Source organism: Nitrospirota bacterium (assembly GCA_016214845.1).
Taxonomy (GTDB): Bacteria; Nitrospirota; Thermodesulfovibrionia; order UBA6902; family UBA6902; genus SURF-23.
The window spans coordinates 39,374-64,712 of the sequence record JACRMS010000019.1 but is presented as its reverse complement, the minus strand read 5'-3'; the positions used below and the strand labels follow the sequence as shown (position 1 = coordinate 64,712).

The window sequence follows — 25,339 nt, the reverse complement described above, 5'->3', positions numbered from 1 at the left end:
GGAGGGGGTATTAAATACCCCCTCCTCTTTACTGCGTCTCAGACATTAACACTGCCTGCACTTACTATGGTCCAAGCGGTGGAATGTTGTTTACTACATAGTGCTTACCGTTAAAGTCGAAATCCGCCTTCCAGAGCCATGAGCCCGTAGGGATAATGCGTCTGTCGAACTTCAATTCGATTTCAGCGCTCAAGGCCGCCGGTGAACATGCAGAGGCCTTTTCCTCGCCTGCAGCGAGATTACCGAGAGTTACGGTATTTTTACCCGGCAGTATCTGCAGATTGGTCGGCGTCGACATTAGCGTCATCACCAGGTTCTCTGCTGTGCCGTTGCCGAGGTTCTTGAATTTGACCCTTATGCCAAGGCGTTCTTCAAACCTGCTTAGCTTCTGTCTGAAACAGGTATCGTATTGCTGACCGTAAACAATCGCAATGGACACGACATTGAGTGCATCAGAGGATGCGCCCGTTGCGTTGTGTGTGTCAGATACCCTAAGCACTGCTGAATGTGACATCGGCTCGGGGAAGCTTCTTGTTACTATGCTTCCGCCTACAGGCATGCCGTCCTCACCATTAGCTTCATTGAATAAACCGTCTCCATCCAGGTCCCATTCATAAGCCACTATTGAATCACCGGTACAGGAAGGATCACCCGGCGTTGTGCAGGAATTCGGATCATAGGATGCCGAGCCGTCAAATGTGATTACTTCATTCGGCAAACCGGCCCATGGTCCATTGGTAACTGCAACAGGCGCGACTTGGCCTGAAGCCACGGTTACGGTTGCAGTATCCGTGTCCGTCTGGACAGGGCTGCTGTCATCGGTTACACGCAATGTTACTGTGTATGTGTTATCTTGTCCGACATCAGGGTAAGATGTTGTTGGTGTTATTCCAACTGCGCCTTCTCCTGCGTCAGGGGCTGGTTTTGTCTCCCACCAGAGTCCGTTTGATGCGTCAAAATCCCATTCGTACTTGACAAGATTTTTTGCAGGGTCCTGATGATATGAGCCGCTGCCGTCAAGGTTGACTGCCTGACCGGCGTTCACATCAGGATAGGGACCTCCTGCGTCAGCCACAGGCGGCAATCCGGCAACCGCAGGTGCGAGGATCGCAAGAGCTGTATAGGTGGCAAAAGACTCGTCCATCCAGCAGCAGTCTCCCCATGCGTTGTTCCACGGATACTGGCTATTAACAAGATAATCGGTATATATCTCTTCCCAAGTACGTCCGTTGAGGTCTGCAAGGGACAAAAGCTTCATGCCCTTGTAAAAGCCATACATGGCGTAGATGTTACCCAAATTTCCATCAGTAGATGTCCAGCTCCATGCTGTATCCAGATAACCCAGCGCATTGCCAACGCGCGTATCCGCAGGCGTCTGGCCAAGGTACTTCAGCATTATCAATCCGGCAGATGTCTTGGGGAAGTTAAGCCAATCCCAATCAGCCCCGCCCGTATAACCAAAACCACCGTTTGCATTCTGGCTGTAGAGAAGCCAGTCATTAAGCTCCTCGTTTACTCTCGGATTGACATTTATATGCCAGCGGTCACGCGCCTCCTGAAGAGCAAGTGTGGGCCATTGTGTAACGGAGTTGTCGCTGTCACCGTAGTTTCTCTCGTAGCGCCAGCCTTTAATATAATTCATGGTCTCGTCGCATTGTACTACGTCAGCTAAATTAATCTGTGTAGTACAAAGCTCTGTACCTTCGTGCCGCACGGTTACATTATAGGACCCTGCAGAAGCATAATCATGTGTAAGGTATTGCACGCCGGTCTGTGGATAATAGCACCAGTCAATACCAGCAAATATCTCAGGGGCAGTGCCATCACCCCAGTCAACTGTCAAGGTTCCCGGACAAGCATCAACAGAAGTGTCAAAACTCCAGCGGTAAGCATCAAGCTCAGTTACGGAAAGGCCATTGGTGTATATATACACATAAGTATTTCCCGTAGAGCAGGTGAAACTGTTGCCGCTGCTACCAGGCGTAGCATCGCCTTGGGCAAAGGCAAGAAAGTCTTTGGCGTCAACTATGACATCCCAGAGGTTCATGCCGTTAACATCGCCGCTCGTTGTATTTACCGTTAGGGCTTTGGCAAATGCCTCCTCACTACTGTTAACAATTGCCAGCATCGCAATCGGGTCCGTGTACATTTCAGGTCCGCCACCAGAAAAAATAACCCCAAGGTCGTCGTTGTCGGTATCGCCGTCATTGGCCTCAGGATCACCTATGCAGGCTTGATCTGATAGTTGAACGTTGTATGCGCTATTAAGGAGATATTGTATCCCCTGCTGCACTGACTTCTTGTAAATGTCGCTGTCCGGCGACTGCAGGTTGTGCCCATGGTTCTCTAATGCAACAAGCGCCATGCCGGTACTCCCAATGGGATATCCACTGCCCGGCCAGGAACTGCCTGAGGCTGAGAGCCCCTCCTGCAGGTACAAGTATCTGAGTCCACGGTCAATTGCCGAATTCTTTTTACGGTTCAAAGTATCGCTGGCAGCGGCTATTACTTTCAGGCCTATAGTAGCTGAGCTTGAATTGCCGTCTGCATCACTTACTGTTAATCTCGCCCATTGATCTCCGGCGCTGCCGAAGACTACTCCGTCAATAGAGATATAACGCGGGTCGCCAACCAGAACGAATCCCGTGTCGGTCCCGTTGCTTATTTCCCATCTGTAGTCATATGGAGGCGTACCCCCCTCCACATTGCCGAATAATGTCCTTGCCTCGCCTGTAATAACATATGCATTGGAAAAAGCCTCGCCGCTTGGCTGCACCCGAACAATTAACGGGCCGGCTGTGGCTGACTGGGCCAATGCCAGGCAACCAATAATCAAGAAGATGGACAGAAAAAAATACTTTAACGTTATCTTCTTTTTCATAGTTTATCGTACCCCCTTTCGTAAAAAGTTTTCCCTCCCCTTTTGATAAGGAGAGGGAAAGTTTAATTTGTTTTGTCTTAAGTTGTTTGTTTACAGTTTTAAGTTCTCTTTCTCATATACCATGCACCTGCAAGACCGGATGCTAACAAAATGAGAGTTGATGGTTCAGGAACCGACGGCGGCGGCGGCACGGTGTAAGGAGTGCTGCTAAAGTTGTCAATGTGGAATGCATCTCCATACATTAATTCATTGAGATTATCATAGATGTAAAGGGTGTCGGCCCCACTTGCAAATGTAAGCAGCATGTTGTGATAGCTGTTATCATTGACAACGAGAGACAGGCTTTCAACCGGAGCGCCGCTGAGGAGCCCTTGTAACCAAAGAGTGGATCCGCCCGGCAATTGATACTCTGACAGAATATCAAAAGATACTTCACCGAACAGTGTAGCAGTAGGAGCGCTGACACCGATAAAAGTATCATACGATCCAGGACTGTTTCCTGTTCCGTCATCAATTCCGTTCATAAGATACGGATTACCGGAGGACAATGAATCGTCAACAAAAGTGTCGTATAATACCACTGGGTCGCCTGCCCAAAAACTCACTCCGTCTATAGTGGGATCTGTTGTTCCTAACGGAACCTCACTAAAGGTAATTGCGAATGCCATGCTCGCGATAGATAGCGAGATGAGCATTACCAAACTGCTTAGAAAAAGTTTTTTCATCTTTTCACCTCCTTTATTGGTTTGCATAAAGTATTACAGAAAATTTCCAGCTTTTTTTCCCAGTGACGAGATTTCGACCTTACTCTGTCAGTAATTAACTAAATTCATTGCAAGTTCACTGCCAGAATTACAACAGCTTGATTTTACAGAATGTTTTCAATTTTATCTTTAATTATAACCAGGAACAATGTAAAGATACCCGACGTATTCATGGCATGATTTTTCCTTTTACTTAAAATATTCTGACAAATAAAAGGGTTACGATAAGATTAAATTGCGTAAAAAAACTCGACACTTTCAAGTAAACCCGACACTTTCTGAACAGGCTATTGTATTATCTGAATTTAAAATAGCATTGATTTTTCAATGGTTGTTTAGAGGCAGGAAATCAAGGTTAATCACCACAGAAACACAGTTCATCTGCTTGTTGCTTGAGAATGGAGGCCTTACTCTCTTTAACAGATAACAGTTTCTGGATATCCTGTGCCTTCATCTGTGCAAGGTCTTTCATAAGGATAACCCTATGTTCGATCAGTCTCCTGATCTGGGCGGAATTCAGGGTTGACATTACCGTTACGGGGTACAGTTTTTTGTCCTCGATCATTTTCTCAAGACTGTTGTTGTCCGGATACCGCCAGCTTTTTACCTTGAGGCCGATGCATCGGGAATACTGAAGGGCATCAGAGGTGAAGCGGGTATTTGTTACCAGCCATCCGGCAAAGGCCTTGTTTGGATATCGGCTTTTGATCACAGGCTTGAGGTCCTGAAAGCGCGAGTTAACATACAGCGTGGTCTTTACATCAGGAGCGCCTTCAGCGGTGTTGCGGTATTTGCATTCCACAAGAAGGATTTCCTTTTCACTTTCCGCAAACACATCGATTTCGTGTTTAACGCACTGCCCCTCCATTATTACATTAACGTCCGCGTGGTATCCGTAGTGCCTCAACAGTTCGGCAAAAAATTTCTCGAATGGATAGCCTGAAGGGCCAAGCCTGAAGAGGGCCCTTTTTAACGAGTACCTCAGCACAGAGGCGTGGTTGAATTGTCTGAGATATTTATGCGCGAGCCTGAAAATCCTTTTCGTACTTGTGTATGGAGTTATTTCCGGGACCATCCTTTCGATAACTTCTTCCGCATGTTCCCTATCCGCTCCTGACCTGATCAGGGATTCCAGGAGCTTCTGGGAATTGAAGTCCTCAATTATTCCCGATGCCTTTTTAATCTTTATGTTCATTTGAAGATTCCCTCCGGTTTAGGCCAATTGTTTTTTTCCAGTATGCAGCAAATGTCCAGACTACAAACAACAGCACAATAATTAATAACCATACGGTCCCCGGTGTAAAAAAAGAAAGGATCCCCCCCGGGCCTGCATGTTTGTGATTATATTTAATCATAGGCTCTTCAGCCCTAAGCCATGATAAACCTGTAAAGGCCCCCGTGTACCAGTTTACAGCATCCGGGGTGTTGGAAAGACAGAGGCCGATTATGATTAAGTCAATAGTTATAATTCCGGCAAGCAGGCTGACAGAGAGTTTCTTTACAGGCTTACTGATAACTCCCGGTTTGATCCCTTTCCACATCGCGAGTTGAAAGATCCCTCCTCCAAGGGTGTTAAAGCCCACATCCCTGAAATCCCAGAATCTTTGCGGTATTAACCACTGAAAAAACTCGTCCGCCGTGCCAAATAACAACACGCATAAAACAGTGGTCAAGTATATTGTCCGGTCTTGGATCCGGTAGCTGAGCGCATTGAACAGGCAATACGACAGCAGCCCGTATTCAATAAAATGGACCGCCTCTTCAGGACTTTGTATATGTATAGTGAAGTATGAATACAGCCCTGCGCACGCGAAAATCCAAATGTACTGGGAAGCATTTTTTATCTTCAGTTTAAAAATAAAAAAACAGATGACCGCAGCCAGTCCGATCGCGACAACAAAAAGTACCGAATAAGTAAAAAACTCCCGTCCGGCTGTTTTATAAACAAGCCGTTGAACACCCCGCGCGACAGGGACCGTGGCCATGATACCAGCGGCGCATAAAAAAACCCACAGCCACGCCCTCAGGTTCCATGTTTCAACACGTTCTTCAATCATATGGACCTGCCGTAAGCAGCCTGGCCGAGGGCTATGCCGCCGTCATTTGGAGGGACAAGCTGGTGGACCAGCGGCCTGAACCCGGTTTCTTTAAGACGCCGGAAGGTGTTTTCAAGCAACACCGCGTTTTGAAATACTCCTCCTGATAATGCAACGGCGGTTATGCCGGTTTCATCCCTGACGGACTCTGAAATGTTAACGATTATCCCGACGACCGTATTGTGGAATTTCTTTGCAATCACCTCAGTAGGGGTCCCGGCCTTTAGATCATCGACTATGCTATCGATGGCAGTGAATTGATAAATCATGTTGTTTTTGACAACAACCGGATACGAGCCGGTTATGTCAGATTTCACAGCCGCCTGTTCCAGTTCAATAGCGGCCTGGGCGTGGTAGGATGCCCTGTGCTTTAATCCGGCAATAGAGGCAACCCCGTCAAAGAGTCTTCCCATGCTTGTTGTGAGCGGGGAGTTAATGTCCTTTTCCATCATGTTGATCAGGAACGATCTCTCCTCTTCGCTCAGGGGGATGAAATCAAAAGTTTTTGTCCTTTCACCAAACGTCTCGTATAAAAGAGAAAGGGCCGTCCTGCAAGGCTCTTTAACAGCCTTCTCCCCGCCCGGAAGTTTATAGGGTTGTAAATGATACGCCCTCTTAAATCCCCTGTATGAAGATATCAAAACCTCACCGCCCCAGATGGTTTTGTCAGTCCCGTAACCAGTCCCGTCAAACGCGAAACCTATTACTTCCGCATCTTCAGGTATTTCATTTTCAACCATGCACGATAATATGTGGGCATAATGGTGCTGCACCTTTACCAGCCTGTCCGCGTAATGCGCTTCACCGTATTTTGTGCTGTAATATCCGGGATGCAGATCCGAAACAACTATTTCGGGTTTAACGTCAAATAACCTGAGAAAATCTTTTATCGTCTCATCATAAAATTCCACTGCGAGCGGAGTATCGAGGTCTCCTATATGCTGGGACAAAAACACCCTGTCATCAATGCCCAGCGCGATGGTGTTGTTCATGAAAGGCCCCAGGGCGAGGACGGGTTTATTGAATTTGAAAGGCACGTTTACAGGCAGAGGCGCAAAACCTCTTGAACGCCTTACCGGCATCTGCCTTTCCGCCACAATTCTTACGACGGAATCATCACACCTTCTGACGATCTCCCTGTTATGCGAGAGAAAATAGTCGGCTATCGCTGAGAGCCGGGAAAGGGCGTCAGCTTGATCTTTTGCAATCGGTTCGTCCGTGGTGTTGGCGCTTGTGGCCACAACAGGCTTTTTCAGTTTTTTTAAAATTAAATGATGCAGCGGCGTATAGGGAAGAAATACTCCGGCAGTGCTGTTGCCGGGCGAAACAGAACGGGCGAGAGCTGTGCCCTCTCTTTTTTTGACTATTACAACCGGCCTCTCTATCGCCTGTACCGCGCGCTCCTCGAGCATGTTGAGATGCGCTTCTTTCCTTATTGAATCCAGATCAGGGAACATTACAGCAAGGGGCTTTTCCTCCCGGTGTTTTTTTTGTCTCAACCTGCTGACAGCGTCTTCATTTGTTGCGTCGCAGATCAGATGATATCCGCCAATGCCTTTAACGGCAACGATATGCCCTTTGCGGACCAGGTTTACGGCCTTTTCAAGCGCCTCTTCTTTTTCACATAATAACGCGCCATCGCAGTCATAGAGGCTTATCCACGGCCCGCATTCATGACACGCGTCAGGCTGGGCGTGAAATCTCCTGTCCTCGGCGAGGTTATATTCCTTCTCACATTTCAGACACATCCTGAAATCTTTCATGGAAGTATTTTTTCTGTCATAGGGCAGTTTGTTGATAATGGTAAACCGGGGCCCGCAGTTTGTGCAGTTTGTAAAGGGATAGAGGAACCTGCGGTCTTTTGGATTTGTAATTTCATTCAGACATTCATCACAGACGGCAATGTCGGGAAGGATGAACGCCCTTTTACCTCCCTCTTCTTTGCTTTCACGTATCTCGAATTCTTCTAAGCCGGATTCTTCAAGGAAGGTATGGCGGAGGCTGTAGATCTTTGAGATCGCGGGTCTATCTTTTTCCACACGGACGAGGAACTCATCGAGGCTTCCCTTCTCCCCCTCGGCCTCGATCAGTACGCCGGCTGTATCGTTTAACACATATCCTCTCAATCCCAATTCCTCAGCCAGCCTGTAGACAAAAGGCCTGAAACCCACTCCCTGGACAAGTCCAGTTATGTTGACTTTTAATCTCATAGGGTATATTTATAATAAATGATTTTAAGGAAATTCAGTATTGTATTATTCTTTGCGCTTTCCATTCTTCTGAATTCCGATAAATTTGCGGAATCAGAGGAGGGCGCGGCAGCCGCTCCTGTTTTCACCTATAAAATCGTCAACACTTATCCTCATGACCGGCAGGCATTTACCCAGGGACTGGTTTTTGAAGAAGGTGTTTTGTATGAAGGGACGGGGCTGAACGGACAGTCTTCATTGCGGAAGGTAAAACTTGAAACCGGGGAGCCTCTTAAAATTCATAAGCTGTCACCCGATCTGTTCGGTGAAGGCATTACGGTCTACGGGGACAAAATCATCCAGTTGACATGGAAGTCCCGCGTCGGATTTGTTTACGATAAGGACAGCTTTAAGCTGCACAAGAAATTCAGCTATCCCACAGAAGGATGGGGCCTTACTTATGACGGCAGGCAGTTAATAATGAGCGACGGGACAGAGTGCCTGTATTTTCTTGACCCGGAGACCTTTAAAGAAGTCCGCCGGATCAAAGCGCATGACAATAAAGGTCCGGTACTCAGGCTCAATGAACTGGAATATATTAACGGCGAAATATATGCAAACATATGGCCGACGGACCTTATTGTAAAGATCGATCAAGAGACAGGCCGCGTGACAGGATTAATAAATCTGGAAGGGCTTTCTCCTGTCAATGACGAGCAGAAGAGAAAGGTCCTTAACGGCATTGCCTATGACGCAGTGAGCGACAGGCTCTTTGTTACGGGTAAATTATGGCCTGTTCTTTATGAGATCAAACTGGTCCCTTTAGAGTAATTTGAAAGCTATTGCTTTGCCTTGGTGTTTCTTTTTTCTTTTCTCCTGTCGAGTATCTCCGCAAGAAAAGGTATCAGCGCGCCTCCGGGCAAAAGGAAGATTATCAGCTTTGGTACATAGAGGGACAAATGTTTTATGTGAGAGATGAGCAGCTTCCTTTCTTCCTTCGACCACTTTATTCCGGTGTTTACCGGCTTCATCAAAAGCTGCATGAAACCTTTAACGAGCGCTGCCTCGCGGTAAATGATCTCCTTGTGCGCGGATATGAATTTATTGAGCAAACGAAGCAGCATATCAGATACTTTACATTTTAAGAAAACTCCCGGCAAGGATTTTCAGTCTGTAGTATATTATTTAATATCATGGGCTTTAAAGATAAAACAAAGGACCCGAAGCATGGCTGAAAAAATACTTATAGTGGAGGACGAGGAGACCCTGCGGGAATCCTTAAAGAGGGTGCTCTCGCATGAAGGTTATACGGTTGATACGGTCAACAGCGCTGAATCAGGGCTGAAGAGCATCGAGGAAGGCAGTTACGACCTCATAATAACCGACATCATCCTTCCCGGTATTGACGGCATAGAGCTTGTGCGGAGGGTGAGGGAGAAAATAGCGGACCAGGCGGTAATCGTCATTACCGCGTATGCGTCGCTTGAGACGGCTGTAGGCGCGTTGAGGGCGGGCGCGTATGATTATGTTGCGAAACCTATAATCCATGAAGAAATAAAAAGCACCATCAGGAACGCTTTGAAGGAAAAAGCGCTGAGGGCGGAGAACCTCATTCTGAAAAAGCAGATCGAGGAGAGATATGATTTTGAAAAGATAATTGGACAAAGCAAGGTCATTACATCTCTTATAGACGAGGTAAAAAAGATCGCCGGCTCCAAGAGCAACATCCTCCTTCTTGGCGAGACAGGCACGGGGAAAGAGCTGTTTGCGCGGGCCGTGCACTACAACAGCTCAAGGCGTGATAAGCCGTTTGTGCCGATAAACTGCAGCGCCATTCCTGACAACCTCCTGGAGTCCGAGTTGTTCGGATACACGAAGGGCGCCTTTACCGGGGCCGTGAGCGCAAAGAGGGGCCTCTTTGAAGAGGCGGACGGAGGCGCTGTGTTTCTTGACGAGATAGGCGACCTGAACCTCTCATTGCAGGCGAAACTCCTCCGTGTTATTGACGACCTTGAGATAAGGCCGCTTGGCGGGGTGCAGAGCAGAAAGATCGATATCAGGATCATCACCGCGACAAACAGGGACATTGTGAAGGCGGTGAAGGAGGGGACTTTCAGGGAAGACCTCTACTACAGAATTAATGTGGTCACATTGAAGCTGCCGCCTCTGCGTGAGCGCAAGGAAGATATAATTGTACTTGCAGGGCACTTCCTCGAAAAATATTCCAATGAGATCGGCAAACATATTAAGTCCATTAATGCCACCGCGCAGACGCTCTTGACGAACTACTTATGGCCCGGCAATGTCAGGGAACTGCAAAACATAATCGAAAGGGCGGTGCTGATCACGGACGGCGACACTATCCTTCCTGAGCATCTGCCGGAGACGCTTCAGGACATATCGCCGTTTCCGTGCGAGGCCCTCGAAAAGGCCTTCTCGATAGAGGAATACACAAAGGAGTTTATTTTACGATACGAGGCCAGCTACGGCGAGCAGGCCCTGGCGGACATGCTCGGCATAACAAGGAAGTCGCTCTGGGAAAAGAGGAAAAGATGGGGCATCAGCAAAAAGAAATAAAGGAGGCGAAATGGACCGGAGAAAATTTATAGGGTCAATGGTTGTGTGGATTTGTATTTTGTTTGTTGCCGATAGTGTTTTCGCGGAGAACCCGCAGGAGGCCAGGAAGGGGACAATTTCCGTAACAGGCAATGCGTCGGAAGATTACCCTCCCGATAACGCTGAAATAGTGTTGGCAATCGAGAACACAGCACTTGCTGTATCCCGGGCAACGCAGGATAATAAAACAATAACCGAAAAGGTGATCAGAAAAATGAAAGAACTCATAAATAAAGACGAAGGAGATACGATAAAGACCGCCTCATATTCCATCCAGCCGTTATATGAATACGATCAACCAGCGAGGAAGAACAAGTTCATCGGGTACAAGGTGATAAACCAGGTTGCCGTTCAGACAAAACAAATAAATGACGTTGGCAGGTTCATCGACGGCGCAGTAGAAGAAGGCGCAAACAGGGTTGATAATATAAGCTTCACTCTTTCAGATAACAGGGAGTATTGTAAACGTCTGCTTGAAAAGGCGACAGAAAGGGCCGCGTCAGAAGCAGAGGTTGTTGCACGTTCTCTCGGGACAAAAATTGCCGGCGCAAAGGACGCCTCTGTCTCATGCAGCAGCGAGATGCCGAGACCTGTATACAGATTTGGTATTGCGCGGGAAGAAACAGTAATGGCCCAAAGCGCCACTCCTGTTGAGGCCGGAACAATAAAGCTGCAGGCCTCTGTCAGCACTGTGTTTTATATTGATAACAAATAAAAGAGCGTATCAAATCTCCATTCTCAATTTTTTATATTTACGTTCCTTACGCCGGATGGCCTCCACGCCGAAGATATAACACCCGGCGGCCTTGCCTGCTCAAGATAAGACGCCCATGTGACAGTGAACTCCCCGTGCTTGTCATTGATGGAATCAACTGCATTGAGGATGGATTTCTCCTTTGCCCTGTGATCAAATAACGCCATCTGCTCATTATCATCCCTTTTTAATTGTGAGATGCTGACGCCGACCAACCTGACCTTATCACGAAGGCGTATGGAATTGAGAATGCCCAATGCGCAGTTGTAAATTTCACGGGTAATGTTTGTGTGCTCGGACAGAGTAGTCTGCTTTGTGAAGGTCTCAAAATCAGGATACCGTATGGTGAGGGTGACCTTCTTCCCTGCAAAGCCGTACTTCCTCGCCCGCCTTCCAACCATCGCGCTTAACTTTAAAATCTGCGCCTCTATCTGCTTCCTGTTTGAAATATCCTGAGGTAATGTCATGCTGTGACCGATGGATTTCGGGTCTTCTTCCCGGACGATGAGCGGCCTGTGGCAGATCCCCTGCCCCATGAGCTTTAATGTCTCCCCGACAATGCCGAATCTGTTTCTCAATAAACTTGCAGGCGCGCTGCCAAGCTCGCCGCAGGTTTTTATGCCAAGTTCAGCAAGTCTTCGCTCGATTGACAGACCGATGCCCCATAATTCTTTCACAGGCAAATCTTTGAGTATGGACGGAAAATCTTCTTCCTTAAACCACCGTAAACCGTCCGGCTTTGCAATGTCGCTGGCAAGTTTTGCCATAAGGATATTCGAGGCGATGCCGACCGTGCAATTGATGCCGAACTGTTTTTTGACTTCCTCCTTAATTGAAAGTCCGATAGCCTCAGCCCCCCCGAACAGATGATGCGTTGTCGTCACATCAAGGAAGGCTTCATCAATGGAGTAGACCTCAATATCGGGCGTGAACCTGCTGTAAACTTTGGAAAGCTCCCTGCAGGTGTGAGTATATTTTTCACTATCTCCAACAACAAAGATGATATGCGGACACAACTTCTTCGTCTCATAAATATTCATCCCCGTCTTAACGCCGAATTTCCTCGCCTCATACGAACGTGTGGTGACGACCGTCCTGCCGCCGGAGCCGATGACCGCAATCGGCTTGCCGCGCAGCTTCGGATTCGCCTGCTGCTCCACCGAGGCAAAGAAGGCATCCATGTCTATGCAGAGGATGATGTTGTGCATGGGTTGGTTTCCACGTGGCAGCAATAAGGATGGGACGATTAATTTTCCTTCAGATGATTTTCAATAATAGACTTTACATAAGTGGGCATTGATTTTTTCATCTTCTCAACACGCTCCTTGAATTTCTCAAATATTTCCACTTCGTGTTCAGCCCAAACTATATCAAGCCTTCTAATGCGTCTCAGGGCAATGTGTTTATAATCATTCGGACAGGCCCAATAACATGACTGGCAGACAGCAGCAGATTTTTCCTCAAGCCAATTGGAACAGTGTTCACAAGACCAGGACTTTGCCCGATTACAGGAACCGCATAGCAGCATGTACTCTTTAGTATTTCTTTCATTGTTATTGCAATCTCCTGAAACTTCGTAAGGAACGCGGTGATCAACTTGTAAATACCTTTCCTCGTATAATTCAAGACAGATGGAACACTTACAGCCAAGATCTTCAATAAGTTCATTTTTGAACTCTTTTGAAAATATCTTTCTCCCTCCGAGCTTATCATGACTAATGCTGGAAAGCTCAGCGAATCTGTATGCAGCTATAGTCCGGCCTTCCGTATTCTTAACATTGAAAGTTTCGAGTGGTATGCCCTGTTCCCGGACATCCCGTGCTGCTCTTGGTGGATGTTTATAGCCGTATTTCTTTTCAAGGTCTTCCGTAGTGATGAAGCCATGTTTCAGAATATGTTCGATGACCGTCTTGGGACGCTTGCTTGTAACTGCTTTTAATCTGGCTAAGAACTCTCTTGGATATTTGCGCTGGGTCATATGGCAGCTTCAAATAATGAATTTTGGTGATGGAAGGATTCCCTTTTATTGATAGACAGGTTATCTATACGCAGCACCAAAGCAGGAGATAAGTATAAAGATTCAATGGTATTGTCGGCGCGTCCTAACAGCGTTGATTGAGATGATCTTCCGGCATCTATTTCTAAATGCTTTAATCTGAGAAAGTCAGGCAGAAGTTTGCCATACGCTTTAGAGCCTGTCCGTCCATCATAACTTACAATATACGAAATCTTTCTATTATTAAGTCTGTGAAGCGCTTCAACAAACCGTTCACATTGCAGTCCATTTATATATCTCGAATCACGATTGCTGCAAACCCCCTGGTATGGCGGGTCCATATATATAATGTCAGACGGTTCAGTAGCAGCAATGATGTCTTCATAATCCGAAGACGTTACAGTTGCTCGACTTTTTAAAAGATGGGAGGCCCCAAGAATGTTGGTTTTCATCGTATCGGGGTTAGCGCCCCTCCTTCTATTATCAGGACTTTGATTAAACTCTCCATTAGAGTTGTATCGCACAGAAGCCTTAACACATCGGGCCAGCAAATAAAGAAAATGATCCGGGCGTTGAGAGTGATTGAATTTTTTGCGGACTAAATCATAGAATTCCCTTTCCCTTCCTTCTTGCGCAAACCAAAGCTTTTCGTATGCTTTAGCAATGACCTGCGGCTTGTTTATGATTTCATTCCATAAATCAATTAATGCTTTATTTAGATCATTAAGGTGAAAACTTTTTGCTTTTCTATGATATGCCGCTGCAATTGACACCGCCGCCGATCCTGAAAACGGCTCAATGAGTTTTTCAACATTTGACGGGAAAAAAGAAAGTATGATGCTTGCTAAAGCACGCTTGCTGCCTTGATAAGGAATGGGATGTGGAATAGCCATAAAATTAAAACCTCTTTGCTATTTATGATACCCTATTATAATTAAGAATTATCTGCCTTTAAAGATATAATTCCCGTCAACGTATTTATATGCTGTTAAAAAACCCCGCACTCCAACAAACCTTTTGCCGAGACATTGTTTTTAACAACATTACTGCTCGCTCCATTGGTCATTGTCCCATTTTTTATATGCCACTCCTTACCATGCCTTGCGCAGAATTCTATTGCCTGGTGGCTCAGGTCATTGTAGAAGTTTTTATAATCCGGATACCTTGTAACCATCGCATTATAATTGAGCCTTCCGAAGATGATTTTATCCACGAATGAAATAGATTCTAAGATGTCGGCAAAATCCTGGTCAATTATGTTCGGAGTCGGATATGGTTCGATACTTACCCATGTCTTGATTCCTTTTTTGTGCAAGCGGTAAAGACTATCAATCCGTTTCTTATAGGGCGCAGCAAAAGGTTCGTACTTTTTTCTGAAATCTTCATTAAGTGAAATCAGCGTCATCCCGAACTCATTTTTTTTGCTGAACAAAGCTAACTCCAAAGGCAAAACACCCTTTGTAAGAGCTGTGCATCTGATGCCTGCCTCATTCAGCATCCTGATTAATCGCAAACTTAAATCCGATATTTCTTCATAGCCGTACATAAACGGGTCTGTGCTGAAACAGAGATGCACAAATTTAATCTTGTCGTTATGTTTTGGAATTTCTTTTTCCAAAAGCTCAACGGCATTTGCAACGATTTTAGGCTTAATCCATTCATCGTAACTCTTTACCTTGCCAAATCTCTTAGCCATCATCATGGCGTAACAGGGATACAAACATCCATGAGAACAACCTTCCACATGATTGATTGTATAGTCGCCATACTCAACGGCTGTCTTGTAGAGAAGGGATTTCCGCTGAATAAGGGTGGTTTTATTCTTCTTGTTCATACCTTCTTCCTTAAAGTGATTTGATATTCATCGTAGTCCATGGATGTTACCGGCTTTTTTGTTTTAGGAGTAAATGCTGGATTGCGGTCAATATACAATGCCGTATTATCCATTTCTTTTATTTTCTGCTTGTACTCTTTTTCAGAAAATGTAATGCCATATTTCATAATAAGATTTATAATTACTTTTTTCAGTGATACTTTTCCACCATTTGACGGCAAGCTTGCCAGAATATCTTGATAGATGTCAAATCCTTTCAGGAGTCTTAAGTCAGGGAATTCAAATTCAAATAGCACGCCCTGTTTGTCTCTTTCTTTTGCCAGCATCTCTTTCCATTTTCTATTCATATTATCAGCCATCAAAATCAGACCGTCTTCATGATTGGAACCGAAAAACAATCTGTATTTCGGTAAATGGCTGGACTTAATTTTGATAGGTATATTTACCGTATATCTAAAAACCTCTTTAATTTTTTCCCTATATTCCCAGATAAACTGTTCTTCTGCCCGATGCATGTCAATTGTGCCGCTGTAATAATTCTTTAAGATTTCCTGCCAATAATCTCCACCAGCAATAGCATCCATTTTTTCAATAGTGTTAATATCCTCATCACTCTCATAATCAGTTATCTCATCGTCTTTAAATAAGTCCTCAAATTTCAGTAAACGGCATCCTTCTCTGAGAAAGCCAGCCGAATTAAAATTCATAAGCAGTTCCAGTGTGAAGAAATTGGTGTTCTTTATTTGATGGAAATTATTGAGGTTCAAGCTTTTAATCCCATAGGGATCAATATACAAAAAAACATTATTGCTTCTGTCCACTGATAAAATGTTTTTTAGGTTTTCCTCGAATGTTCCGGCCAAGATATGTGTGTTTAGATAATTTCTTAGATTGTTTTTTAATTCCTCACTATACTTCTTTTCTATAAAAAAGCCATTAACAAAAGGCTGCTTTTGAATTGTAGCTCTTATATGCTCAGCGATAATAACTGGAGATCCATTCTCCCCATCATCAAACTTTCCTTTACCTGCAAAACAATCGAATATAACTAATGGCTTGCCTGTTCTAAGAATTTTAGATATATACGGGACTAAATAGTAGTCAAGAATTCTATCCTTGAATATGGACCAAGGTTTTTTCTCTTTAAAAAAATCTTTTGTCTGCCCCACTTGGCTACCCCCACTGCTAAGAATGTTTTAATATATCACATCGATAGCCTATTGAGAAGTTCAATTCTGTTTTCTCCGTATGTCTGCGAGGTAATCGGAACTGTCTGACGATTCCTTACTGCGCTGCTCGATGATAGCGCCGAGCAATTCCGTCATGAATTCCTTGTCCCTGGTCATTCTTGTTACCACACCGTCTCTTTCTTTCTTGGGCAATTCCTTTAACGCCCTCCAGAACACTTCAGATACTGCTTCATTAATTGTCATGATCCCCTCCTTATGAAAAGTGCAAAAGTTTTAAAAAAGATTAAAGTCCCTGCCTTTTTTGCTCTTTTGTACTTTTGCACTATTGCGCTTCTTAAGTCTCCACACCCTCCAGCCGCCATATCAGGGACGTTGCGTCGAAGGCAAGCTCATACAGTGTCCTGCCGTCTGTCACGGAAAAATGGTGGACCAGGTTTTGTCCCTCGGTCGTTTTCCACATGTATGTGATCTCTTTAACTTCAAAAGTCTTCCCCGACCATTTGAACTTGACAGGCCTTATCCTGTAACGCGGCCCGAATGAGACTATGACGCTTATGTGTTCACTGATCTGCATAGACACACCCCTTAATCCCCTCTTGGTAGAGGGGAGAAGTTGGATCACATCTTCCTTATGACGCCCATGACTTTTCCCATGATGGTCACTTCATCTGCGTTGTATGTCACAGGCTTCATGGTCTTGTTTTCGGGTTTTAGAATTATCTTCCCCTTCTCCCTGAAGACCCTCTTTACTGTAGCCTCATCTTCTATGAGAGCGACCCCGATCTCGCCATTTCTTATAGTGCTTTGAGGCCTTACCACTATAAAGTCGCCGTCGAGTATCCCCGCGTCCATCATGCTGTCGCCTGTAACTTTTAGGGAGAAAGCGTCCTCTGCCGGGAAAAGTGTTTTATCAATAAAGATGTGCGAGTCGATCTCTTCAACCGCTAATATCGGCCTGCCCGCCCTTATCCTCCCGGCCACGGGGGCCATAATTCCTTCCGATTGCCTGAGCCCCAGTATCTCTATCCCCCGTGATTTGGCGGGGTTTATCTTTATAAATCCCTTCCGCTCGATTGCCTTCAGGTGCATCCTCGCGGCAGCCCACAGGAACCCGAAATACTCGCCTATTTCCCTGACTGTCGGAGGATAGCCGTGCTTTTGCGCGTACTCTTTAAGGAAGTCCAGGACCTTTTTCTGTCTGCCGGTCAATTCCATCATATATACATATGTATACTATATGGAGATTATTTTGTCAAGGCAAGCAAGTGTAAGCAAGCAGGGCAGGTATTTAGGAATCGATATGGAAAAAAGAATTAAATACGGTAATGCAGGAGCCTTACTTATTAGGCAGTTTTTTTGAAGCTAAGGCTTTTTTTACAATATTTAAAAGCGTATCTTTTGTCACGGGTTTCATGGCGTAGTCAAAGGCGCTCAGTTTGACGGCCTCGGCCGCGGTTTCAATGGAGGGGTATCCGGTTATGACAACAACCGGGCAAACGATTCCTTTTTCATGCAGCAGGCGCAGTATATCAATCCCTGTTTTCCCTCCAAGGATGATGTCCGTGATAACAAGGTCAAACTGCCCTCTCCCGATCTCGCGGGCGGCTTCGGGAAAATCCTTTGCAGTCACAACACGGTACCCGGCCTCAAAAAGAAAATTTTCAAAGGTGTATCTGATGCTCTCCTCATCGTCAATTACAAGTATGCTTGCGCTCATTCATTCTCCTTTACACCGTTAGAAATAATGCCCCGCTGCTCTGCTGCCGTGGTTAATGCCCCGCCGGGACCAACGGGATTTACCGGAAGATCGATAATGACGTCAGTATATTCGTTCTCGACGCTCTCGATAGTAATCTTGCCTCCGTGCTCTTGTATAATACCATAGCTTATGCTCATGCCTAAACCAGTCCCTTCCCCTTTCGGCTTTGTTGAAAAGAAGGGATTGAATATTTTACCGATGTCTTCCTTGGGAATTCCGATGCCGTTATCATGGCATACGATCCGCAGATGCGGTTTGTCTGCGATGGTCAGCCATTCTGTGCGTAAGTGCAGTTCTTTGCCTTCAACGCCCGCGGGGTATTTCTTATTCAGGGCATACCGCGCGTTGTTTATGACATTTAGAAAGACCTGCTGTATCTGCTGAGGATTGCACCAGATCCTGGCCTCGCCTGACAACTCCGTCCGGATTTTTGTCCCGTCTTTAAGAAGCTGCGTCTCCACGAGATTGAAAACGTCCTGGAAAAGCTCATTTAAAATAACAAACGTCCGCTCATGCTCCTTCATCCTTGTAATGGAGAGGAGGCTTTTGACGATGACCGCAATGCGGTCTCCTTCCTTTATGATCCTGCGGGCAATGTCCCCTTCAACGCTTTTATTGTCGAGTTTGTCTGTCAGGAGCTGGGCATAATTTATGATCCCGTTGACCGGGTTGTTAATCTCGTGGGCCACACCCGCTGCCAGCTCGCCGAGCGAGGCAAGGTGGGAGGCGCGCATGGCTTCCGCCTCGCTTTTTCTCGCCGCTTCTTCAGCAAGTTTGTGCCCGGTGATGTCGATGACGACCGCATAAATAAGCTCCTCCGAAGGCACAGGATGCATATTGCACTGGAGGTATTTCATGGTGTCGTCTCCTGAAGCATAATCAGCGTAGCAGTTTATCGTCTGATTACCGTCGTTGTCATCATGCAGCCGCCACGCGTTATCAGCAAAACCGAAGTCACTTAATCTCCTGCCACGCATGTCCGCCGGAGAAATGCCGAAGATCGCCTCTGAGGCAGGGCTGACAGTTTCAATAACTCCTTTAAAATCCATGATGCAGAGCATACTCGGGCTCAGGTTGAAAATGCCTTTTATCGTGTGCTCGGCTTCGAGGAACCGCTGTTTTAAATCCGCCCAGTACGTGCCTATAAAAAAAGGGATGGCCCATATATGGAGATTATGTCTTACCGGCGCGTATGTGTGCACATAGATTTCATCGGTGGCAAGATTGAAGATCATAAGAAATTCGTCAAGGAAAAAGAACAGAAACCCGACGAGCACGGACTTTGGGATCTTCTTTCCCTTTATCTTTGCGAATAGAAACGCGCCTAACGCTGTCCCCATAAAAACCGAGGCGCTGACCCTGAAGGCCATGTCTCCCCAGAAGGCCCCGAAACGGGTTTCAGGGTGGATTTTCAAAAAGTCCGGCCACTGAGACGCTGTGATTGCGTAAACAAGCACGGTAACGAATGAGGAAATGATAAAGAAGCTCCTCGATAATGTCCGCCATTTAAGCAGGTAGTAAAGGAAGGCATAGGCGATGAAGATGCAGGAAAGCATGGTGGCCGCGTGTTCCAGCGGCGGATAATATTTAAACATGAAATCAAACGGCACATATTCCCTGTAGCTTCCGTACTCCGCCGCAAACATGAGCATCTCCCGGAACATGCCGATCAGCGAAGCCCCGCCTATGTACAGATCACGCTTCTCGCGGGTCTTGCGCCATTGTCTGATTGCTATTAAAAAAAGGACCGACCAGAAAAATGCCGGCAGGAGAAACCGCACCACTGTATTGGAGGGTCCGCTGCCTGTGCCCCCGCCGAACTGTTCGAGTATTTTTATTAGTTCATCCATGGTATTTAAGTTGAAAACAACTTATTAGAACCACAGAGGCACTGAGACACAGAGAAAATTAGCAATGAAAACAGAACCCTTATTATTTTTCTTCCTCCGTGCCTCCGTGTCTCTGTGGTTATTTGTATTTTAGAGATTGGATAGAGTGGTAACGGCATTTGTAATTATATCATATCCCCAATTTAGCATACCTCCCTCCCTGTCTTTTAAAAACCGTCTTGCATTCTCTAATTAACACCCTTATGATTATAAACATGAAAGTCGCGGGGCTGGGACAGTGTTCGCTTGATCATTTGTTTATTATAGATTCCTTCCCTGCGCCGGATACAAAAAAAGAGGTGCTCGACTGGACCATATCCGGCGGCGGCCCTGTTGCCACAGCGCTTGTCAGCCTTTCAAGATTGGGCATTGATTGCAGTTTCTGCGGCATGACCGGTGATGACGAAGCCGGTAAAAAGATCTCTGAATCCATCCGGTCGGAAGGCATCGATATAAAGGGGCTGCTGACAAGGCCGCGCTCAGATTCACAGGCCGCATTCATCGCTGTTGAAAAAGGCAGCGGCAGGCGCACGATCTTCTGGAAAAGGCCTTCAGCTGAACCTTTGAAACCGCATGAGCTGCCGGATGATTTCCTTGACAATGCCGGCTTCCTGCTTATTGACGGCCTTATGACCGAGGCTTCGATCTACGCCGCTCAAAAGGCAAAAGAAAAAAATATTCCTGTAATGCTCGACGCCGGCAGGATGAGAGAGGGGATGATCGAACTCGCGCATTTATGCGACTACGTAGTCGGTTCGGAAGAATTCGCAAGAGAATTCGTGACCACTCCCGGCAGCTTTGACCCTGAAAAGGCCATCCTCAAAATGAAGTCGTTTGGCGCAAAGGCGGCAACTATTACACTCGGCAGCAAAGGCAGCATAACAATCGCCGGAGGTGAAGTTTTTCATACACCCGCGTTTAAAGTTACTGTGGTTGATACGACAGGGGCCGGCGATGTGTTTCACGCCGGATATATTTACGGTCTTTTGCAGGAATGGAATATAAAGGAAACCGTGCGTTTCGCGTCAGCGTTTGCAGCGTTGAAATGCAGGCAATTAGGCGGCAGGGCAGGGATCCCGGTATTGAATGAAGTGAAAGAATTTATAATAAATTATGGAGGAGGCTCACAATGAAAGAACTTGACCGGCAAGAGGCCTTTGAATTAGCTTCGCCGTATCCTTACGTGCTTATCGTTACATTGGACAAAAGAGAAAGGCCCAACATCATGGGGCTTTCATGGTGGATGTTTTCGTCATGGTCGCCGCTGATGGTTGCAGTTTCTGTGGGACACAAGAGATATTCGCACGAGTGCCTTGAGCACCACGGGGAATTTGTGCTCTGCTTCCCGTCGGAAGGCCAGGAAAAGGACTCTTGGATATGCGGCTCAAAAAGCGGAAGCGAAATGGACAAGTTCAAGGATACGGGGTTCAAAGCGGTCCCTTCAAAGTCAGTAAAGCCTCCCGCTATAGATGGAGCGACCGTGTCTTTTGAATGCAAGGTTGTGGACCAGGTGGAGTCAGGAGACCATACAGTCTATATTGCGGACGTTGTTGCGATACATGGCAATCCCGAAAAGGTGATGCATCTCTATTCCATTCATTATACTAAGCTGATAAGCATCGGATGTAACGGGAAGATAAAGATGGACCTAGAGTATTAACCACAGAGAACACTGAGAAGAATAGAAGATGAGAAGTTGCGAAATTAAGAAAATGAGAAAAGAATAGTTTTGCTTTTTCTCAGCTTCATATCTTCTTATCCTCTCAACTTCTTATTTTTTATAGACACCGTTATGACAAATGTGTTATAACGGTTATATGCAGATACGCTCAAAGATATGGCTTGAGGTGGATGGTGAAACAGTATTCGGCAGCGGCAAAAGGGCGCTGCTTGAAGGGATCATCAAATACGGCTCTATAAATAAGGCAGCAAAGGAAATCAATATCTCATACAGAAAGGCGTTGAGCTATATACAGTTGATGGAACAAAGGCTCGGCATCAAGCTTGTTGAAAGAAAAGCGGGCGGCAAAAATGGCGGCGGCGCGGCGCTTACAAAAAATGCTGAGGAGTTTTTAGTGAAATACAAAGAGCTTGAAGAAGGCGTAACTGAGATTATCGACAGTAAGTTTTCAGGAATATTCGGGGCAACCAGGTCTTTGAAAAGATCAACAGGAAAAAAGATCAGATAAAGCAGATATTGTTTTATAAAAGATAGGAGGTCCATTAGTATGTGCGGTATTCAGGATGATGTGAAAGAGAAAGGCATCGGCACAAAGGTAGTGTCTGTTACTGAGGCGGTCGGGACGGTCCTCGCCCATGATATAACGGAGATAAGGCCGGGGGAATTCAAGGGCAGGGCGTTTAAAAAGGGGCATATTATCCGTGAAGAGGACATCAGCCATCTCCAGAGACTCGGCAAGGAGCACTTGTTTGTCCTTGAGATCAAAGAAGACGAGATGCACGAGAACGACGCGGCTTACGCCATTGCAGAGGCGCTTGCGGGCGAAGGCGTAAAAATGGACGGCGAGCCAAACGAGGGGAAGATAAATCTCATCGCATCAAGAGACGGCCTGCTGAAGGTCAACCGTGAAGCGCTCCTTGGATTCAATATGCTTGGCGAAGTAATGTGCGCTACTGTTCACAATAACACCGTTGTAAAAGAAGGGCAGCTTGTTGCCGGGACAAGGGCCATTCCGCTTGTCGTGAAAAAATCTATTGTGGAAGATGCGGTAAAAACAGCCGATGACGCAGGCGGTGTTCTCAGCGTAAAGGGAATGAGGAAACCAAAGACCGGAATTGTGATAACCGGCAACGAGGTTTATCACGGCAGGATCAAAGACGCCTTTGAACCCGTTATAACGAAAAAAATAAAGGGCGTGGATGGAGAAGTCATCGGCGTGCATTTTGCCCCGGATGACGCAGCTCATATCGAAGGCAGAATTAAGGAATTGATCTCCGCCGGGGCTGATTTAATAATTACCACAGGCGGAATGTCGGTAGACCCTGACGATGTAACAAGATTTGCGATCAGGAATCTGGGGGCTGAGGAGTTCACATACGGCTCGCCGGTTTTGCCGGGGTCGATGTTTCTGGTTGCGTATTTAAGCTCGCAAGCGGGAAAGCGCGCAGAGTTCGACCTCATTCCCATCCTGGGGATACCTGCTTGCGGGATGTATGCCAGCATAACGGTGTTCGATCTCATCCTGCCGAGGATATTAGCAGGTGAAAAGATCGGCAGAAAAGAGCTTGCGGAGCTTGGTCACGGCGGGATGTGCCTGAAGTGCAAGGTATGCAATTACCCTGTGTGCCCGTTCGGGAAATAATTTTTCGTCCGCAGATTACACAGATGCCGCAGATTTTTTGAAGCCGCATAATTTAACTGTGGAATCTGCGAAATCTGTGGATATAAACAACTATGATAAAAGACTCTTACAACCGACGCATTGATTATCTCCGGATATCCATCACGGACAAGTGCAACCTGAAATGCGTTTACTGCAAGCCGTCAAAGGGACTGAAGAATTTTGACGATGCCGAGATAATGACTGACGGGGAAATTGTCAGGTTCGTGCGCATTGCTCATAAACACGGCCTGAGAAAAGTCAGGATAACAGGCGGCGAGCCTCTGCTGAGAAAAAACATCCTTGTCCTGATCTCATCGATCAAACAAACCGGCATACATGACCTGAGCCTTACCACAAACGGCATCATGCTGCCTGAGCTTGCCGGAGAATTAAAAAAAGCAGGTCTTGCCCGCGTAAATATAAGTCTCGACACCATGGACGCTGAAAAATACAGGGCCATAACAAAAGGGGGCGATATCAGGCGTGTCCTGAAGGCGATAAACGAGGCGGAGAGTGTTGGGCTTTCGCCGGTGAAGATCAACGTCGTCCCCATCCGCGGGATAAATGATGATGAGATATTTTCTTTTGCGGCCCTTACACTTGAGAAGGACTACCACATAAGGTTTATAGAATTTATGCCCGTGTCATCCGGGGAAGCCTGGCAAAAAGAAAAATGCGTTAGCGCTGCGGAGATCATGGAAATAATATCTCCTCTGGGCAGCCTGGAGAGTTATGAGTTCAAAGGCAAGGGGCCGTCAAGAAATTACAGGATAAAGGGCGCAAAAGGAGTTATCGGGATTATCAGCCCTGTCAGCGACCATTTCTGCGGCTTCTGCAACAGGCTGCGCCTTACCTCTAACGGGAAGATCAGGCCGTGTCTCTTTTCAAAGGTTGAGATTGATATCAAAACCCCGATGAGAAACGGCGCCTCCGATGATGAAATTGAAGCGTTGTTCCTCAAGGCTGTTAAAATAAAACCGGAGCGGCATCTGATCAACGAGAATGCGGATTCCCCCGAACGCATAAACCCCATGTCCAAGATCGGCGGGTAATCACGTTAAGAGGTCCCGCACTATTGGCGCAAACAAAACAGTAGTTAGTAGACAGTAGTCAGGGGTTCCAACTACTGCCTACTAACTACTGACTACCTTTGCAATTAATGAAGTGACGTTGTTTCATTGAAAAAACGCCTCCGGTACTAATATAATAACCGGACATTCCCATGGCAAAAACTGCATTAATAATCGGCGGAAGCCGCGGTATCGGGCGCGCGATAGCTTTAAGTCTGGCTAAATCAGGATTTAATATCTGGCTGACCTACAAGAGCAATCACGAGGCCGCAAAAGAAGTAAAGTCGGAAATAGAAGCTTCCGGCGTGACCTGCGATTTGATACCGTTTGATGTCTCAAGTTACAAAGAGACGGAAGACGCCCTGGCCCCGAGAGTTGAGGACTTCGCCCCTGATGTGCTCGTGTACAATTCGGGGATCACCCGTGATAATTTGTTAGTGTGGATGACAAGAGATGAGTGGGATTCCGTCCTTTCCACAAATCTTGACGGGTTTTACAACGTGACACGCATGGTATTGTTTTCAATGTTACGGGCCAAAAAGGGACGCATTATTATTGTATCGTCAACGTCTGGACAGATAGGCCATGCGGGGCAGGTAAATTATTCCGCTTCAAAGGCGGGACTGATCGGCGCGGCCAAGGCATTAGCGCGTGAAGTTGGAAAGAAAAATATACTTGTCAATGTGGTTGCGCCCGGTTTTATTGAAACGGAATTGACCGAAAAAATCCCGAAGGCGCAGGTGCTGCCATTGATTCCGCTGAACAGGGTTGGCAGGTCCGAGGATGTTGCTTCAGTAGTGAACTTCCTGTGCACGGAAGAAAACATGTATATCCACGGACAGGTAATCGGCGTCAACGGCGGACTGGCGATGTAGGTTGTTTTATGACCACGGAGTGAGCAGAGAAAAATAAATCCAGCCACAGATTAACTCGGATTTACGCAGATTTTCAAAGAGC

25 protein-coding genes are annotated in these 25,339 nt (G+C 46.3%); 9 read left to right on the top strand and 16 right to left on the bottom strand.

What is annotated here, in order from left to right; translation table 11 throughout:
- Window positions 1-64: 64 nt before the first annotated feature.
- The 5 genes from HZB61_05730 to hypF form a co-directional block, all read right to left on the bottom strand.
- The gene (locus HZB61_05730; GenBank protein ID MBI5056096.1) at window positions 65-2,881 is read right to left on the bottom strand and encodes a PKD domain-containing protein; all 2,817 of its coding nucleotides are present in this window, start codon (window positions 2,879-2,881) and stop codon (window positions 65-67) included.
- A 98-nt stretch (window positions 2,882-2,979) separates the two neighbouring features.
- Window positions 2,980-3,606: a PEP-CTERM sorting domain-containing protein gene (locus HZB61_05725; protein MBI5056095.1), complete on the bottom strand. Its 627-nt coding sequence runs from the start codon at window positions 3,604-3,606 to the stop codon at window positions 2,980-2,982.
- Between the two features lie 394 nt (window positions 3,607-4,000).
- A complete protein-coding gene (locus HZB61_05720) occupies window positions 4,001-4,840 on the bottom strand; it encodes a restriction endonuclease (protein ID MBI5056094.1) in 840 nt (279 codons plus the stop codon).
- Window positions 4,824-5,702: a VanZ family protein gene (locus HZB61_05715; protein ID MBI5056093.1), complete on the bottom strand. Its 879-nt coding sequence runs from the start codon at window positions 5,700-5,702 to the stop codon at window positions 4,824-4,826. Before HZB61_05715 ends, HZB61_05720 begins: the two co-directional genes overlap by 17 nt.
- Complete coding sequence (gene hypF / locus HZB61_05710) at window positions 5,699-7,951, bottom strand: carbamoyltransferase HypF (GenBank protein ID MBI5056092.1); 2,253 nt, start codon at window positions 7,949-7,951, stop codon at window positions 5,699-5,701. The genes HZB61_05715 and hypF overlap by 4 nt, the downstream gene beginning before the upstream one ends.
- A gap of 18 nt (window positions 7,952-7,969) precedes the next feature.
- Between hypF and HZB61_05705 the strand changes: the two genes are divergently transcribed.
- Window positions 7,970-8,761: a glutaminyl-peptide cyclotransferase gene (locus HZB61_05705; protein ID MBI5056091.1), complete on the top strand. Its 792-nt coding sequence runs from the start codon at window positions 7,970-7,972 to the stop codon at window positions 8,759-8,761.
- 8 nt (window positions 8,762-8,769) lie between these two features.
- Here the strand turns inward: HZB61_05705 and HZB61_05700 are convergent, their stop codons facing one another.
- On the bottom strand, window positions 8,770-9,054 hold the full coding sequence (locus HZB61_05700; protein ID MBI5056090.1) for a hypothetical protein: 285 nt from the start codon (window positions 9,052-9,054) through the stop codon (window positions 8,770-8,772).
- A 103-nt stretch (window positions 9,055-9,157) separates the two neighbouring features.
- On the opposite strand from HZB61_05700, the gene HZB61_05695 reads away from it, so the two are divergent.
- Together HZB61_05695 and HZB61_05690 are read left to right on the top strand one after the other, a co-directional pair.
- On the top strand, window positions 9,158-10,507 hold the full coding sequence (locus tag HZB61_05695) for a sigma-54-dependent Fis family transcriptional regulator (protein ID MBI5056089.1): 1,350 nt from the start codon (window positions 9,158-9,160) through the stop codon (window positions 10,505-10,507).
- Window positions 10,508-10,517: 10 nt separating this feature from the next.
- Window positions 10,518-11,261 (top strand): SIMPL domain-containing protein, encoded by a 744-nt coding sequence (locus HZB61_05690; protein MBI5056088.1) that lies wholly within the window; start codon window positions 10,518-10,520, stop codon window positions 11,259-11,261.
- Window positions 11,262-11,284: 23 nt separating this feature from the next.
- Here HZB61_05690 and dinB read toward each other — a convergent pair whose 3' ends face one another.
- The 10 genes from dinB to HZB61_05640 all read right to left on the bottom strand — a co-directional run bounded on the left by dinB (window position 11,285) and on the right by HZB61_05640 (window position 19,929).
- Window positions 11,285-12,508, bottom strand: coding sequence for a DNA polymerase IV (dinB, locus tag HZB61_05685; GenBank protein ID MBI5056087.1), 1,224 nt, complete (start codon window positions 12,506-12,508; stop codon window positions 11,285-11,287).
- Window positions 12,509-12,546: 38 nt separating this feature from the next.
- Entirely contained in the window at window positions 12,547-13,278 is a 732-nt protein-coding gene (locus HZB61_05680) for an HNH endonuclease (protein MBI5056086.1), read from the bottom strand.
- Window positions 13,275-14,189, bottom strand: a complete 915-nt coding sequence (locus tag HZB61_05675) for a DNA adenine methylase (GenBank protein ID MBI5056085.1) — start codon at window positions 14,187-14,189, stop codon at window positions 13,275-13,277. Before HZB61_05675 ends, HZB61_05680 begins: the two co-directional genes overlap by 4 nt.
- A 95-nt stretch (window positions 14,190-14,284) precedes the next feature.
- On the bottom strand, window positions 14,285-15,130 hold the full coding sequence (locus HZB61_05670; GenBank protein MBI5056084.1) for a radical SAM protein: 846 nt from the start codon (window positions 15,128-15,130) through the stop codon (window positions 14,285-14,287).
- Window positions 15,127-16,299, bottom strand: coding sequence for a three-Cys-motif partner protein TcmP (gene tcmP / locus HZB61_05665; protein ID MBI5056083.1), 1,173 nt, complete (start codon window positions 16,297-16,299; stop codon window positions 15,127-15,129). Before tcmP ends, HZB61_05670 begins: the two co-directional genes overlap by 4 nt.
- Window positions 16,300-16,359: 60 nt before the next feature.
- On the bottom strand, window positions 16,360-16,563 hold the full coding sequence (locus HZB61_05660) for a hypothetical protein (protein MBI5056082.1): 204 nt from the start codon (window positions 16,561-16,563) through the stop codon (window positions 16,360-16,362).
- 91 nt (window positions 16,564-16,654) lie between these two features.
- Entirely contained in the window at window positions 16,655-16,900 is a 246-nt protein-coding gene (locus HZB61_05655) for a hypothetical protein (GenBank protein ID MBI5056081.1), read from the bottom strand.
- Between the two features lie 38 nt (window positions 16,901-16,938).
- Entirely contained in the window at window positions 16,939-17,538 is a 600-nt protein-coding gene (lexA, locus tag HZB61_05650; protein ID MBI5056080.1) for a repressor LexA, read from the bottom strand.
- 118 nt (window positions 17,539-17,656) lie between these two features.
- Entirely contained in the window at window positions 17,657-18,037 is a 381-nt protein-coding gene (locus HZB61_05645) for a response regulator (GenBank protein ID MBI5056079.1), read from the bottom strand.
- Window positions 18,034-19,929 carry a PAS domain S-box protein gene (locus HZB61_05640; GenBank protein MBI5056078.1) on the bottom strand — a complete coding sequence of 632 codons (1,896 nt, stop codon included), beginning with the start codon at window positions 19,927-19,929 and terminating at the stop codon, window positions 18,034-18,036. The genes HZB61_05645 and HZB61_05640 overlap by 4 nt, the downstream gene beginning before the upstream one ends.
- 254 nt (window positions 19,930-20,183) lie before the next feature.
- Here HZB61_05640 and HZB61_05635 point away from each other — a divergent pair, with 254 nt between their 5' ends.
- The 6 genes from HZB61_05635 to fabG all read left to right on the top strand — a co-directional run bounded on the left by HZB61_05635 (window position 20,184) and on the right by fabG (window position 25,257).
- The gene (locus HZB61_05635; GenBank protein MBI5056077.1) at window positions 20,184-21,101 is read left to right on the top strand and encodes a sugar kinase; all 918 of its coding nucleotides are present in this window, start codon (window positions 20,184-20,186) and stop codon (window positions 21,099-21,101) included.
- The gene (locus tag HZB61_05630; GenBank protein MBI5056076.1) at window positions 21,098-21,628 is read left to right on the top strand and encodes a flavin reductase family protein; all 531 of its coding nucleotides are present in this window, start codon (window positions 21,098-21,100) and stop codon (window positions 21,626-21,628) included. The genes HZB61_05635 and HZB61_05630 overlap by 4 nt, the downstream gene beginning before the upstream one ends.
- A 139-nt stretch (window positions 21,629-21,767) precedes the next feature.
- Window positions 21,768-22,157: a LysR family transcriptional regulator gene (locus tag HZB61_05625; protein MBI5056075.1), complete on the top strand. Its 390-nt coding sequence runs from the start codon at window positions 21,768-21,770 to the stop codon at window positions 22,155-22,157.
- 39 nt (window positions 22,158-22,196) lie between these two features.
- A complete protein-coding gene (locus HZB61_05620; GenBank protein MBI5056074.1) occupies window positions 22,197-23,291 on the top strand; it encodes a molybdopterin-binding protein in 1,095 nt (364 codons plus the stop codon).
- Between the two features lie 95 nt (window positions 23,292-23,386).
- The gene (gene moaA / locus HZB61_05615) at window positions 23,387-24,364 is read left to right on the top strand and encodes a GTP 3',8-cyclase MoaA (GenBank protein MBI5056073.1); all 978 of its coding nucleotides are present in this window, start codon (window positions 23,387-23,389) and stop codon (window positions 24,362-24,364) included.
- Window positions 24,365-24,534: 170 nt separating this feature from the next.
- Entirely contained in the window at window positions 24,535-25,257 is a 723-nt protein-coding gene (gene fabG, locus HZB61_05610; GenBank protein MBI5056072.1) for a 3-oxoacyl-ACP reductase FabG, read from the top strand.
- Window positions 25,258-25,339 lie beyond the last annotated feature (82 nt).